Below are 12,985 nucleotides of genomic sequence, written 5' to 3'. Positions count from 1 at the left end.
ACTATGGAATATTTAATCGGATTAATTCTGGCTGTTGGCGGTTTTTTTGTTGGCTATTTTGCCATGAAAAAGCGGCAGGCCATGAGAACCAAAGGGGCTGAAGACAAAGCGGAAAAGATTTTAACCGAAGCCAAATCCAAACACACGGAAGTTTTACTCAAAGCCCAGGACAAGGCTTTAAAAATCATTGAAGAAGCCAAGCGGGATGAAGAAAGGCGCCGGCAGGAATTAAAAGGCCTGCAATCGCGTTTAGAAAAACGGGAAAGCACTTTTTCCCAGAAGCTTTTGGAACTGCAGGAAAAACAGCAGGCTTTGTACGACAAAGTTAACCGGGTGGAAGAAGTTAAGGCCAAAGTGAAAGAGATTATGGAGGCGCAAACCAAAAAACTTGAGGAAATTGCCGGAATGAATAAAGAAGAAGCCCGCGAAGTGCTGTATAAAAAAATTGAGGAAGAATCAAAAGAGGACTTAATGATTCGGATTAAGAAATTAGAATGCGAAGCGACAGAAATTTGGGAAGAAAAAGCCCGGTGCATAATGGCCGAATCGATGCAAAGGCTCGTTTCCTCCTATACTCCGGAAGTAACGACGACGGTCGTTGATTTGCCGTCAGACGAAATGAAGGGCCGGATTATCGGGCGCGAAGGCCGGAATATAAAAACTATCGAAAAATTGACCGGAACCGAAATAATCGTTGACGATACGCCAAACGCCATTACGGTTTCCGGATTTTCCGCGATTAGGAGGCATATTGCCAAAAGGACATTAGACAAGCTAATTTTAGACGGCCGGATTCATCCGACTAAAATTGAAGACGCGATTGAAGAATCAAAGCGGGAGCTGGCGATTGATATTAAAAAGGCCGGCGAAGAAGCTATGTTTGACGTCGGCGTAACCGGCTTTGATCCTAAATTAGTGCAAATTTTAGGAAGGCTCAAGTATCGGACCAGCTATGGCCAAAACGCTTTGCACCACTCGGTAGAAGTAGCGCATTTGGCAACGCTTTTAGCTTCGGAACTCGGAGCCGACGTAACTTTAGCGAAAAAGAGCGGACTTTTGCACGACATCGGCAAAGCCGTTGACCATGAAGTTAAGGGCACTCATCCGGAAATCGGCCGGGATATTGCCCGTAAATTCAACCTGCCCCAAGAAATTATCGATCCGATTGAAACCCATCATGACGACCGGCCTAAAGGCTTGGTGGCGGTGATTGTAAAGGTGGCGGATGCCATTTCGGCTTCAAGGCCGGGCGCCCGGTCGGATACTTATGAGCGCTACATCCAGCGGTTAGAAGAACTGGAGCGGATTGCCACCTCGTTTGAAGGGGTGGAAAAAGCTTTTGCAATACAAGCCGGACGGGAAGTCCGAATCTTCGTTACCCCAGAAACCGTATCCGACGTCGAATCCTATAATATGGCAAGAAACATCGCCAAAAAAATCGAGGAAGAATTAAAATATCCGGGTGAAATAAAAGTGAACGTCATCCGCGAGATGCGGGTAACCGAATATGCGAGATAATCAATTATAAATTTCCAATGATCAATTGAAAATTTATAATTGATAATTGTTAATCTATGTTAAAGGTTCTCTTTATCGGCGACGTGTCGGGCAGAGTCGGGCGGGAAGCCATTGCCAAACTTTTGCCGAAAATAAAAAAAGAAAATAAAATCGATTTGGTAATCGCCAATGCCGACAATATTGCGCATGGCAAAGGCGTTACCGAAGCAACGATTAAAGAGTTGATGGATTCTGGAATCGATTTTTTTACCGGCGGCGATCACGCCTTTGACCGGGAAAAAAGTTTGGAGAATGTATATCCGTCTGACTTACCGATTTTACGGCCGGCTAATTGGCCGCAATCGGCGCCGGGAAAAGGATTCTTTGTTTTGAAAAAAAACAAATTTAAAGTTCTGATTATAAATTTAATCGGCCGGGTTTTCTTCAAAACTCCATACGATTGCCCCTTCCGCGAGGTAGATAGAATTTTAGCTAATCCTAGCTTGCCTGCTAAAAACCTTTCTGCTATAATTATTGATATCCACGCTGAAGCCACTTCGGAAAAAGTTGCTTTGAAAAATTACCTTGACGGAAGGGTTTCGGCAGTGATAGGGACGCATACTCATGTCCAAACCGCGGACGAAGAAATTACGAAAAATAAAACGGCGTATATTACGGATGCCGGAATGGCTGGGTTCGCCGACGGGATAATTGGAGTGGAAAAAGAAAAAGTTTTGGAGACCTATTTGGATGGCATCAGCCGCGCCCACGTTATTCCGGATAGGGGGCGGGCGATATTCAACGCGGTGGTAATTGCGATTGACGAGAAAACCAGAAAAGCCAAGTCTATAAAAAGGATAACGGAGTTCGTAGAAATAAAGTAATTCAATATATCAATGATATAATTTTATTCGCTCGTCCGCACGCTGTCAGCGTGCGGACCCGCTCATATCAATTATGAACAAAGCCCAACTAATCGAAAAAATCGCAGCTGAAGCCCCGGCAACAAGAAAACAGGCCGAGTCCATGCTTGAAGCCTTGGTGACAATCATCATCAGCGAACTCAAGGCCGGAAATGAAGTCCGCATCGCCGGCTTCGGAACTTTTATTCCGAGAAAGCGCCATTCCCGCGGCGGAGTTAATCCGCAAAAGCCTAACGAAAGGATTCAGATTCCGGAAGTGACGGTCGCCAAGTTTAAAACCGGTAAAACCTTGAAGGACGCTTTAAAAGGGAGATAAAAGTGCGGAAAAAGAGAATCGCTTAAAAAAGCAGCTAGATTTGACTTTTTGAGAGATTTTGTTCTAATATCAAAATAGTCCCGGTATCGGGGCTATTTATAAATGACGAGTTTGTGTTAATAAGTATTGCGCGAACATTTCCCGCAAAGCGCGCCCGTAGCTCAATGGATAGAGTGCTTGGCTTCGGACCAAGTGGTGTGGGTTCGACTCCTGCCGGGCGCACAAAGAAAATTAAATATGGCTGGGTAGCTCAGCTGGTTAGAGCGTAGCACTCATAACGCTAAGGTCGAGGGTTCGATCCCCTCCCCAGCCACACACTTAATCTAAGATAGCTCAGCTGGTTACCCGCCCGAACGTACCGTTCGGTACGGGCGGGGAGCGTGGCACTCATAACGCCAAGGTCGAGAGTTCGAGCCTCTCCCCAGCCACAAAAAAATCCCCTCATTTTTTGAGGGGTTTTTGGTACGTAAGATTTTAAATTCAAACCGCGAAGGCAGGTTATAATTTTCTATTTTTGGTATCTTTCTGGCCAGGTAAAAGTTTGATAAAATTTTTACCCTCCTCATCCTGCACCATTAAATAATGCGGGCACAGAGCGCAAGTTTCTCTCTTCTTGGCAAAGGTTCCCTGGACAACGCCCCCGCAAAAGGTTCCGGCTACGGCCCAGCAAATCCGGCCCCGGTTTTGGCCGCCGTTAATTCCCTCGCCAATCCCGTCCTGGGCCACTGGACAATAGCCAAGCTCATGGACTTTTAAGCCGCCCGGCTCGCGGCCGCATTGTAAAAGTTCCCAGCAGTTAGTTTTGTTCATAGTACTGCTTGCCCGTTAAGTGAAATTAATAAATTAGAGGATGGCCAATAAAAATAATATGGCAATGGCAATCCGGTAAATTCCAAAAGCGATAAAACTGTGTTTTTGGATATAACTCATTAAGAATTTTATGGCAAGTAAGGCGGTGATGAATGACGCGACAAAACCGATAGCCAGGGAGTTGAATTGGGAAGCGGAAAAAGCGCTGGCATTTTTTAATAAGTCGTAGCCGGTGGCGGCGAGGACAGTCGGGACGGCTAAAAGAAAAGAAAATTCCACGATATTTTTCCGGCTAAAGCCCAAACCCAGTCCGCCGATAATCGTGGCGGCTGAGCGGGATACGCCCGGGATCATGGAAACCGACTGGATAACGCCAACCAGAAAATATTTGGCGTAAGAGATGTCTTCTAACTTTTGTTCCGAAACCTCTGGCCTTTTTTTATGCCAAAGTTCAAAAATGATAAGAAGGATTCCGCCGATAAGAAGCGTCCAAGGGACAATAGAAATATTGGAAAGTAAATTTTTTACGGTCTTATAAACGAAAAATCCGATAATTCCGGTCGGGATGAAAGCCATCGCAATCCGCTTCATCACTTCCCAGTTGGTAAGGAGACGGCGCCAGTAAAGGACGACTACCGAAAGGATAGCGCCTAATTGGATAGAGATTTCAAAGGTTTTTAAAAAGTCAGTTTGGGTAAGGCCCAAAACTATGGAAGTAAGCATTAGATGGCCGGTCGAAGAAATTGGCAAGAACTCGGTAATGCCTTCGACTAAACCGAAGATAAGGGCGTGAAGAGTGCTCATGGCATGATTCTGTTATTAATAACGCGCTCGGATATTTTAACCGCGGATTATTCTCAATACCTCGTCCCGCTTATTTTCCATCAGCTCTATTGACCTAGCCTCAAGATTTAAGCGGATGACTGGCTCGGTGTTAGACCCGCGGACATTAAACCACCAGTCGTCGTATTCAATAGTAACACCGTCCAGCTCATTAATCCGCGCGTCTTTATAAAGCTCCTTTATTTTTTCCAAAACCGCCGGAACGCTCGCCACTTTAGAATTAATTTCAGTCGAATGGAAATATCTTTTAAAGGGTCTTATATATTCGGACAGTGGCCGGTCAAAATCAGACAATTCTTTTAAGATTAGCAGGGTGGCAATGAGCGGAGTGTCGAAAAAGCCAAATTCCATTTTGGTGTAATAGTGCCCGGAAGATTCGCCGGCAAAAACCGCGTTCTCTTTTATTCCCTGTTCCTTAATTAACGAATGGCCGACTTTGGTGACAACGGGCACGCCGCCGTTTTCCGTGATTGTGTCTTGCGTGATACGGCCCGGCCGGATGTCGTAGCAAATTTTCGCGCCCGGATTATCCCGTAAAAATATTTTTGAAAGTATTGCCCGGACAATTCCCGGTTCGACGGTTACTCCCTGGTCGTCAATAAAAAATATCCGGTCGCCGTCGCCGTCGGTGGCGATGCCTAAATCGGCTTTTTCTTCAACTATTTTTTTAGAAATTTGGATAAGGTTTTCCTCCTTATAGGGGTCGGCTTCATGGGCCGGAAAAGATCCGTCTAATTCCCAGTTTATGCGGACCAAATTAGTATCAATATACTTAAATAATTCGTCAAAGTACTGCGCGCCCATTGAATTGGCCGGATCAATCATTATTTTAAAACGCTTGATTTTCGGCGAGCGGCAAAAAGCTAAATCATGCTTAACCTGATCGGCTAAAACTTCATTTTTTAAAACCACCTTGCCCTTATTCTCCTCTAGGACGCTTTCAACCGGATTATCGGCCGACGCCATTATTTTATCTCTTAATTCATATATCCCGGAATCGCCGGAAACCGGAATCGCCCTTTCACGTACCATTTTAAAGCCGTTATATTCGGCCGGGTTGTGCGAAGCCGAAACTAAAATTCCGCCGTCATAGCCGTAATTAGCTACGGCAAAATAAAAGGTCGGAGTGGAAGCGAGGCCAATATCAATAACGTCCGCCCCGGCGCCGATAATGCCCTGGATCAGCTTTTCTTTAATCGCCGGAGAAGAAATCCGCATGTCCATGCCGACAACGATCTGGAGCTTTTCTTTCCTAAGCTCTTTTTTCCTCATTTGGACAAATTGCGCGCCCAGTCTTAGCCCGAGCTCCTCGTCAAAATCTTTTCCGTAAACGCCGCGGATATCGTAAGCTTTGAAAATTCCCGGATTGATTTTCATACGAATATAGTTAACTTCAATATTCTAAATTTACACGAATAAAAGGCTAAATGCAAATCCCCGCCCGTCCGCCCGAGCTTCGGGCGGAGGACGGGGATTTTATGAACTAAATTTCTAAGCTCGGGATTTTCTATAGGCGATTAGCATACCGCCAAAGGCCCAGCAGACGGCGATGAAAGCCAAGAGCCAGCCGATAAACGGAATAATGGCAATCAGGGTAAAGATGAGGATACCGATAATCATCTGCCAGGTTAGGGAATCCTTTTTCGCCGGCCAATATTTTTGGATTAAGATCCGGCCGATGAAAATTCCGGCCATTACTTTACTGACCGCCAACGAGATAAGCCAAAGGGCCAGCAAAATTAAAGCCAAGGGGATGCCGACCACTGTTAGGGCAAGAAGGATTAACGCGATTGGACCTAAAATTATAGTCAAAAAACCTATGCCGATTGAAGAAGAGATTTTTTCCTGCATCACGCCGCTTATTGTTATAACCGGTTTTTTAAATAAGCCGATTAAGACCAAGCCGATGAGGATGGCCGAGAAGATGGAGAATAAAAGACCCCAGACGACGATTCGGCCAACGGCCCTCCCTTGCCAGTCGCCTTTATTATATTCCTTTCTCTCTGTTTTGCCGGCGACTTTAGCCTTGGAAGAAATAGACGCGTCTTTTTGCGCTTTATAGGTAAGGTTTCCTTTAATTTCCGCATTGTCGCCCAAGGTTAGGCTGGAATTCTTTTCACCCAAAGCTAAATTGACGTTTTTCCCGACTTTGCCGTTAATAATTACGTTAGCTCCGCCGCCGTGCAGATCTTTACCGATTTGGCCGTCTATATTAGCGCCCGCGGCGCCGATTAGCATATCCCAGCCGACTTTGGCGTTACTTCCCAAATTAACAGCCGCGCCAAAAACATCAACGTTTTGGCCGACTATGCTATTAATATTAACCGTATTGCCGGCAACGCGGACTGAACCGGAAACCGGGCCGTCCAGGTTAATCGACTGCCCGGCGCAAAAAACCGAGCCTTCAACCGGCCCCTTGATATTAATGTTTTGGCCGACGCAAAAGACGTCTCCCCGGATCCGGCCTTCAATCGTAATGCTTGACCCGGCGACGTAAAGGTTGTCGTTTATAATCTGGTCTTTAGGGATGGTAACCGCGTCCCCTTTCTTTAATTCATAGGCCGAGGCCTTAATCGGCAGGACAAGAAAAAAGGCAAAAAACAGAGTTAGCGCTAATATTGATTTTCTCATAATTTTATGGTTTAATTATAAGAATATTTAAAGAAGTTAAGATGCTGTTTTCCCGGCTGGGCCAGGAATGGCCGTCAGGAAAAGCATGAGCTTATTTGCCTTTATCTTAGCAATAAGCAGATTAAAAATCAATGAAAAAAAGAAGACCGGGCTTTGAGGTGCCCGGCCTATGACGTGATTCCTTGCGTTATGCAAGGGCGGCGGCTTTTTCAGCGTCTGGGGAAAGACAGAGTGTGCTGTTTTCCCCTTCGATACGCCAGAAGCAGAATTTCCTGCCCTTTTTGTAGTGATCAGCGTGAACGCAGGAGCCTATGAAACCAGGCTCTGTAGCCAAACAGTTATTTACCGCTGGCGTCCCCCTTTTTCTGCAAAAATTTTCCTTTCTCCTTGCCAAGAAACTCACCCCCTTTCATTTAAAATAGCAACGGTTTTAAGTAATTATGGGCATTAATTTAGGATATGTCAAAGGCAGAGACCAATAAAAAGGAAATCGTAAAATATCTACTGGATAATTCTGATATAAAAAATCAGGCGGATTTAATGCTGGCTAAAAGGAAAATTTCCAAAATGTTCGGAATGCCGATACTAAAAAATTCCGATATATTAAATGAGTTGCGAAATAGCGGAGTCAAACATGTCATGTTAAAACGCCTGCTGCGTAAACGGGCGGTAAGGACCATGTCCGGGATCGCGCCAGTAGCGGTTCTAACTATGCCTTATCCTTGTCCGGGTAAATGCGCCTATTGCCCGACGGAAAAAAACGTCCCCCAAAGCTATCTATCGAATGAACCAGCCGTAATGCGGGCGATCCGGTGCGACTATAATCCTTATCTGCAAGTTCAGCTGCGCCTACGCGCTTTGGAAGCCAACGGACATAATCCAACTAAAATTGAGATCATTGTTATCGGCGGAACCTGGAGCGTATTGCCCGTAAACTACAAATATTGGTATACCAAAGAGTGCTTCAGGGCGGCGAATGAATATAGCGGACAGAAGACGTTAAATAAAACAGAAAAAAAATTCAATTCAAAACTTCAGTTATCTAGGCTGAAAGCCGATCTGGAAAAAGAGCAAAAGAAAAACGAGAAAGCTGGATATAATATTATCGGGCTGACCCTAGAAACCCGGCCAGATTATATAAATGAAAAAGAGTTATGGGAGATGCGCGCACTCGGATGCACCCGGGTGGAGCTTGGCGTCCAGGCGATTGATGATAAAATTTTAAAACAAAATAAGCGCGGCCATGGCGTCGCGGAAATAGCTAAAGCGACAAAGCTACTAAAAGATTTTGGCTTTAAAGTAACTTATCATTTAATGCCCGGGCTTCCTGGATCGACCGCTAAAAAAGATTTAGCAATGTTCAAGAGGCTGTTTTGCGACGCGCGATTCCAGCCAGACCAGATTAAATTTTACCCGACCGTGGTAACGCGCGGCAGTTTATTATATAAATGGTGGAAACAGGGAAAATACAAACCCTATTCGGATAAAGTTTTGCGCCAGCTGATCATTGACTGCAAAAAAGCTGTTCCGCCTTACGTGCGTATTATCCGCCTGATCCGCGACATTCCAGGGGAATCAATCATGGCTGGCAATAAAATTACTAATTTGCGGCAGATTATGAAAGACTTAGGCGTGGAGTGCCATTGCATCCGCTGTCGGGAAGCTAAAGAGCGGCCGGCAAAAGCCTGGAAATTAAATGTTATTAAATACAAGGCTTCGGGCGGAGAAGAATATTTTTTAAGCGCTGATTCAAAAGACAAAAAAACGCTTTATGGGTTTTGCCGGTTAAGATTGTCGGGCGAGAATAATGGAATTTTTAATTCGGCCATGATCCGCGAATTACATGTCTACGGCGAATTAACCCAAATCGGCAAAGAAGGCCAGGTACAGCATGCCGGCTTAGGAAAGAAATTGTTAATGGAAGCGGAAAAAATCGCTCGGAATTGTGGGTTCAAAAAAATGATGATAATTTCCGGGGTAGGGGTGAGGGGGTATTATAAAAGGCAAGGGTACAGGCTGAAAGATAGTTATATGGTTAAGCAATTAAGATAAATTTTTGGATTCGCCCAATCTCTTAAGTTCGTCTTTTAGAAAAATAAGCGTTTCAGATTTTAAGTTTTTTCTAATTTTAATGAATTTATCGTAAGGCAGTAAAACGTTTAAATCCTGATCAATAATCGTAAGACTGATATTTTTTTCTACAAAGCTTATGAGTGAGGAAAAAAATTGTTTAATCCCGGTTTTTCTTCTTTCCGCGATAACTTTATCGTTATAACGGAAACCGCGGAGAAAAAAATAATGGATATCATATAAATCACGGCCGGCAATAGAGTTATTTTTTTCAAAGCGGTCCATTAAGGCCACAAGCTTATTAGCAAACATTGTCTCTACGGTCTGGCAATTCATTATCCGGTCAATATCGTTAAGCCGGACTGGCTCATACTTATTACTTTCCGGCGGATCGGTAGTTATGTCTATTTTAAGAGTATTTCTCTCCTCGGCGCCGGCCGGATATCTTAAGAAGTATTGCGGAACATTTCGGCTTTTATCTTTTATTTCCAGCCCGAGATTAAGAAAAATTTTTTCCAGATTTTTTCTTACTTTTACCGCCTCATCTCCCCGCGCCAGTAAATCAAAATCCAGGTCAATGGAAAAACGGTCCAAGAGCCCGCGCATAGCCGCGCAAGTTCCGCCCTTAAAATATAAAGCCCCGGTTAAAAAGCTATCTTCGGCTATGGCCGAAAGCAGGCGGTAAAGCCAGGCTTTATGGACTGCGTCTTTGGAGCTCGGTAAAATCATATTTTTTAAGCGGCATGAAGGCCGTTATTAAAATCTCTAATACCGCTTTGAGGTTGGCGGATAGCCGATTTCTTTCTGGAGATTTTTAACTTTTTTCCAGTCAATCATTATTTTTCCGTCAAAATGAAAGCGGGGGTTAAAGTAAAGAAGATCGGCGACCGCCCTTTCCAGAGCCGCGGATTTTACTCCAGCCTTTTCTAGAAGCCCGGCCGGATTAAATAAGAATTTATCGTCGAGCTTCCTTGAATAGTAGTTGCGGCCGGCCAGGGAAAAGCGTCTTGACTGGCTGCTTATTAAAGTTATTTTATCAAGATTTTGGCTGATAATTCCCTCTTTAGCCAGTATTGTTTCCGTGCTTACATAACCATAACCGTGCAAAGCTTTTATTCCTAATAAATAAGGGTCAATTTTATCAAGCGGTTTAAGGGAATAAAAACCCCGGTAAATCCTATACAAAAGCTCCTGATCGACATATCTTTTAAGAGTAGTGTGGAGAGTATTTTTTTCTCTAATGTTCCATAAATTTTGTAAGTCATCAATATGAAAAATCTCCTCATTCAGACGGGCGAGCAAGGCAAATCGGTTTTGTTTTACGTTTATTTTTACTGTACTCATATGTACAGCATAACAAAACGTAATATAAATGTCAAGCGCAAAGAATTAGATTATTCCATTTCCTTTAGAAGCCACCTAACGCTGTCTTTGTAGACTTTAATTACTTGCCAGTGCCATTTATTTTTTTTTCCTTCGTCAGCCTGGCTTAAAGCGCTAAAATAAGATTGCCGGTTTTGGTATAAAAAGAGAATTGGCGGATAGCCGTACCGCAGTAAGATATAATTAAAGATTAATCGTCCGGCCCGGCCATTGCCGTCGGAAAAGGGATGAATAAGCTCAAAGCGCTGATGAAAGTCCGCGGCCAGGGCCAAGGGGTGTTGCCGGCTTTTTTTATTTTTTTTCCACCAGCTTAAAAGCTCGCTCATTTCCGATCTGACCCGGCCTGTTCCCGCCGCATCCGCTGCACATTTTTATCTTAAAGGTATTCGCGATGTTTTTGGTGTCCACGGAAGCGTCGGTGAACGCGATGACGACATCGGACCGCCGCATGAGTTTGGTGGGTTTGAGAGTGTCGTGATCGGTCGCGCTATGGCCCAGCTGTAGGCTCTGGCGTGTCTTTCCGGGCATGTTGGGGACGCACAGCATTGGCGGCGTCACCAGCAAGTCGATTTGGAATGCACAAGGCATTCCCCAGAACGTTTTCATAGGTCATCTCCATCTCTTTGGTAGGCGGGGGCTGGCTCAAAATAATCCAGCCCCCTAAATCCGTGAAACACAAAAGCCCCGCAAAAACCCCGGGCCTCCACCTGGAGGCCTTGTTACGCCTTATCGCCATCGCCTATTCGTCGGTGGTAATTCCAAGTCCGCTCCTATCTCCTCCTTTCAAGGTGAGCGTTGGGCGATCAGCGACAAGGGCAAACTGCCGAAAAGATCCGGCAGGTAATGCCAAAAGTAAGAATATATATAATTTGAATGAACGCTATAAAATTGCTATAAAAAAATCAGCTGATAAAATAGCTGCCACTTCAAGCTGTACTATTAATATAAACCAAAATGATTTTTTTTGCAATTCTTAGTACAATTTTTCGACAGTTTTGACAAGTAGCCGCAGGTGAGGTAAAGTCTTAAAAGAAGAATGTTTAGGTTTTTTGCGTATTTACTGGGACAGTTAATTTGTTTTTAATAATCTAAAGCTAAGATAATCTTAAGAAAAAATTATGCCATTAATACCAACCGTAATCGAAAAATCAACCCATGGCGAACGAGCCTATGATATCTATTCCCGGCTTTTAAAAGACCGGATAATTTTCTTAGGCGAGCCGATTAACGACCATGTCGCTAATATCGTAATCGCCCAGCTTTTATTTTTAGCCGCCCAAGACCAGGAAAAGGAAATTAAATTCTATATTAACTCTCCGGGCGGTTCGGTTTCGTCAGGACTCGCGATTTACGACACTATGCAATATATCAAGCCGGATGTCTCGACGATCTGTGTCGGCTTAGCCGCTTCGATGGGTGCGTTTCTACTCGCCGCCGGAGCTAAAGGAAAAAGATTTGCCCTGCCTAATTCGGAAATTATGATCCACCAAATCATGGGCGGAATTGAGGGGCAGGCCACGGATATCAAGATCGGAGCGGAACGGATTTTAAGATTAAAAGACCGCTTGAATAATATTTTAGCTACCCATACCGGCCAAAAACTCGCGACGATTGAAAAGGATACGGACCGGGATAATTTTATGAACGTGGAAGAAGCGAAGAAGTACGGGCTGATTGATAAAGTGATAACTAAATAATAGATTAGATAGAAAAAACGAGGGTGATAAATCCTCGTTTTGTATTGGGTTTTTTGCTGATACGGTCGGTCAAGAAGCTGGCATCAAAAGCCACTTTATGTCGTCAGAAGTTTCGACTTCAATTTCGGGTGGAATTTCAAATGTAATTACCGGCAGACCTTTTGGCAGATAGCGGCGGATTCCCCGGAACTTGACCTCAATTACAAAGCTCTCGATGGGGCTCTCTATAATTCCTAGCTCTTTACTTGCGGCGTGGACTATCGTTCCCTCGCCGGTCGCAATACCGACGTGTCCTATCCGGTGTCCGTCATTGCCGTTGTTATAGTTTTTTATGCCGGTTGTAAAAATCAGGTCATTGGCGACTATGTATTTGAGCTCGATAGGAAATCCAAAGTCCCTCTGCTGGACTGAACGCCGCGGCAGCCAAATGCCTAGGTGAGCATAAAGCCATTTGGTAAAACTGGCGCAATCAATGATTTCCGGCGCCAGGCACATCTTCGCGCCCCGGACGAATTGGCTTTTGCCAATACATTGCCGGGCCAGGCTTATAAGGTCCACTTCCACTTTTTTGAAGCCTTTTAAGCGAAGCTGTTCCAGGGCTTCGCTGTCAGAGAGATGAAGACCCAGGCATCCGAGAATAACCGCGCACCGATTACCGACCGCCCTGAATATTTTATAAGTCATGGCAACTCCTTTTTTTAAAGACCGGAGAAGGATCAAGAAAAGAAAATAATAGTGGACAATGGAGGGCTCGAACCTCCGGCCTCACGCGTGTGAAGCGTGCGCTCTAACCAACTGAGCTAATTGTCCTTCGT

Annotated in this window: 14 protein-coding genes and 4 tRNA genes; 8 read left to right on the top strand and 10 right to left on the bottom strand. The window is 44.6% G+C overall.

Annotation, left to right across the window (positions count from 1 at the left end):
• Window positions 1–3 precede the first annotated feature (3 nt).
• The 6 genes from rny (at window position 4) to WC715_02830 (ending at window position 3,164) form a co-directional block, all read left to right on the top strand.
• Window positions 4–1,518: a ribonuclease Y gene (gene rny / locus WC715_02855; GenBank protein ID MFA6171369.1), complete on the top strand. Its 1,515-nt coding sequence runs from the start codon at window positions 4–6 to the stop codon at window positions 1,516–1,518.
• A gap of 56 nt (window positions 1,519–1,574) precedes the next feature.
• A complete protein-coding gene (locus tag WC715_02850; GenBank protein MFA6171368.1) occupies window positions 1,575–2,381 on the top strand; it encodes a TIGR00282 family metallophosphoesterase in 807 nt (268 codons plus the stop codon).
• Window positions 2,382–2,454: 73 nt separating this feature from the next.
• On the top strand, window positions 2,455–2,736 hold the full coding sequence (locus tag WC715_02845) for an HU family DNA-binding protein (GenBank protein MFA6171367.1): 282 nt from the start codon (window positions 2,455–2,457) through the stop codon (window positions 2,734–2,736).
• Window positions 2,737–2,886: 150 nt separating this feature from the next.
• Window positions 2,887–2,958 (top strand) — tRNA-Arg (locus WC715_02840).
• A 17-nt stretch (window positions 2,959–2,975) separates the two neighbouring features.
• A tRNA-Met gene (locus tag WC715_02835) sits at window positions 2,976–3,049 on the top strand.
• A gap of 17 nt (window positions 3,050–3,066) precedes the next feature.
• Window positions 3,067–3,164: transfer RNA gene (locus tag WC715_02830), tRNA-Met, on the top strand.
• Window positions 3,165–3,234: 70 nt separating this feature from the next.
• On the opposite strand, the gene WC715_02825 is transcribed toward WC715_02830, so the two are convergent.
• The 4 genes from WC715_02825 to WC715_02810 form a co-directional block, all read right to left on the bottom strand.
• Window positions 3,235–3,546 (bottom strand): hypothetical protein, encoded by a 312-nt coding sequence (locus tag WC715_02825; GenBank protein MFA6171366.1) that lies wholly within the window; start codon window positions 3,544–3,546, stop codon window positions 3,235–3,237.
• Between the two features lie 33 nt (window positions 3,547–3,579).
• A complete protein-coding gene (uppP, locus tag WC715_02820; GenBank protein ID MFA6171365.1) occupies window positions 3,580–4,350 on the bottom strand; it encodes an undecaprenyl-diphosphatase UppP in 771 nt (256 codons plus the stop codon).
• A gap of 36 nt (window positions 4,351–4,386) precedes the next feature.
• Window positions 4,387–5,766 (bottom strand): phosphomannomutase/phosphoglucomutase, encoded by a 1,380-nt coding sequence (locus tag WC715_02815; protein ID MFA6171364.1) that lies wholly within the window; start codon window positions 5,764–5,766, stop codon window positions 4,387–4,389.
• 114 nt (window positions 5,767–5,880) lie between these two features.
• Window positions 5,881–7,020 (bottom strand): hypothetical protein, encoded by a 1,140-nt coding sequence (locus WC715_02810; GenBank protein ID MFA6171363.1) that lies wholly within the window; start codon window positions 7,018–7,020, stop codon window positions 5,881–5,883.
• Window positions 7,021–7,479: 459 nt separating this feature from the next.
• Between WC715_02810 and WC715_02805 the strand changes: the two genes are divergently transcribed.
• A complete protein-coding gene (locus WC715_02805) occupies window positions 7,480–9,072 on the top strand; it encodes a tRNA uridine(34) 5-carboxymethylaminomethyl modification radical SAM/GNAT enzyme Elp3 (protein ID MFA6171362.1) in 1,593 nt (530 codons plus the stop codon).
• On the opposite strand, the gene WC715_02800 is transcribed toward WC715_02805, so the two are convergent.
• Genes WC715_02800 through WC715_02785 form a run of 4 tightly spaced genes read right to left on the bottom strand, consistent with a single transcriptional unit; the run spans window position 9,064 to window position 11,079 of the window.
• On the bottom strand, window positions 9,064–9,819 hold the full coding sequence (locus WC715_02800) for a nucleotidyl transferase AbiEii/AbiGii toxin family protein (GenBank protein MFA6171361.1): 756 nt from the start codon (window positions 9,817–9,819) through the stop codon (window positions 9,064–9,066). The genes WC715_02805 and WC715_02800 overlap by 9 nt on opposite strands.
• A gap of 36 nt (window positions 9,820–9,855) precedes the next feature.
• Entirely contained in the window at window positions 9,856–10,434 is a 579-nt protein-coding gene (locus WC715_02795; protein MFA6171360.1) for a hypothetical protein, read from the bottom strand.
• Window positions 10,435–10,484: 50 nt separating this feature from the next.
• Complete coding sequence (locus WC715_02790) at window positions 10,485–10,799, bottom strand: Fic family protein (GenBank protein ID MFA6171359.1); 315 nt, start codon at window positions 10,797–10,799, stop codon at window positions 10,485–10,487.
• Complete coding sequence (locus WC715_02785) at window positions 10,765–11,079, bottom strand: hypothetical protein (protein ID MFA6171358.1); 315 nt, start codon at window positions 11,077–11,079, stop codon at window positions 10,765–10,767. Before WC715_02785 ends, WC715_02790 begins: the two co-directional genes overlap by 35 nt.
• 512 nt (window positions 11,080–11,591) lie before the next feature.
• On the opposite strand from WC715_02785, the gene clpP reads away from it, so the two are divergent.
• Window positions 11,592–12,170, top strand: coding sequence for an ATP-dependent Clp endopeptidase proteolytic subunit ClpP (clpP, locus tag WC715_02780; protein MFA6171357.1), 579 nt, complete (start codon window positions 11,592–11,594; stop codon window positions 12,168–12,170).
• 69 nt (window positions 12,171–12,239) lie between these two features.
• Here clpP and WC715_02775 read toward each other — a convergent pair whose 3' ends face one another.
• Window positions 12,240–12,854 (bottom strand): NlpC/P60 family protein, encoded by a 615-nt coding sequence (locus tag WC715_02775; protein ID MFA6171356.1) that lies wholly within the window; start codon window positions 12,852–12,854, stop codon window positions 12,240–12,242.
• Window positions 12,855–12,906: 52 nt separating this feature from the next.
• A tRNA-Val gene (locus WC715_02770) sits at window positions 12,907–12,980 on the bottom strand.
• Between the last annotated feature and the right edge of the window lie 5 nt (window positions 12,981–12,985).

Source organism: Patescibacteria group bacterium, assembly GCA_041661505.1.
Lineage (GTDB): Bacteria > Patescibacteriota > Patescibacteriia > Patescibacteriales > JBAZCA01 > JBAZCA01.
This window is presented reverse-complemented; position numbering and strand designations above follow the sequence as displayed.

Bases quoted from the DNA above. Each gene is read 5' to 3' on its own strand.
- rny (MFA6171369.1), top strand. From the start codon at position 4: ATGGAATATTTAATCGGATTAATTCTGGCTGTTGGCGGTTTTTTTGTT.
- WC715_02850 (MFA6171368.1), top strand. From the start codon at position 1,575: ATGTTAAAGGTTCTCTTTATCGGCGACGTGTCGGGCAGAGTCGGGCGG.
- WC715_02845 (MFA6171367.1), top strand. From the start codon at position 2,455: ATGAACAAAGCCCAACTAATCGAAAAAATCGCAGCTGAAGCCCCGGCA.
- WC715_02825 (MFA6171366.1), bottom strand. From the start codon at position 3,546: ATGAACAAAACTAACTGCTGGGAACTTTTACAATGCGGCCGCGAGCCG.
- uppP (MFA6171365.1), bottom strand. From the start codon at position 4,350: ATGAGCACTCTTCACGCCCTTATCTTCGGTTTAGTCGAAGGCATTACC.
- WC715_02815 (MFA6171364.1), bottom strand. From the start codon at position 5,766: ATGAAAATCAATCCGGGAATTTTCAAAGCTTACGATATCCGCGGCGTT.
- WC715_02810 (MFA6171363.1), bottom strand. From the start codon at position 7,020: ATGAGAAAATCAATATTAGCGCTAACTCTGTTTTTTGCCTTTTTTCTT.
- WC715_02805 (MFA6171362.1), top strand. From the start codon at position 7,480: ATGTCAAAGGCAGAGACCAATAAAAAGGAAATCGTAAAATATCTACTG.
- WC715_02800 (MFA6171361.1), bottom strand. From the start codon at position 9,819: ATGATTTTACCGAGCTCCAAAGACGCAGTCCATAAAGCCTGGCTTTAC.
- WC715_02795 (MFA6171360.1), bottom strand. From the start codon at position 10,434: ATGAGTACAGTAAAAATAAACGTAAAACAAAACCGATTTGCCTTGCTC.
- WC715_02790 (MFA6171359.1), bottom strand. From the start codon at position 10,799: ATGAGCGAGCTTTTAAGCTGGTGGAAAAAAAATAAAAAAAGCCGGCAA.
- WC715_02785 (MFA6171358.1), bottom strand. From the start codon at position 11,079: ATGAAAACGTTCTGGGGAATGCCTTGTGCATTCCAAATCGACTTGCTG.
- clpP (MFA6171357.1), top strand. From the start codon at position 11,592: ATGCCATTAATACCAACCGTAATCGAAAAATCAACCCATGGCGAACGA.
- WC715_02775 (MFA6171356.1), bottom strand. From the start codon at position 12,854: ATGACTTATAAAATATTCAGGGCGGTCGGTAATCGGTGCGCGGTTATT.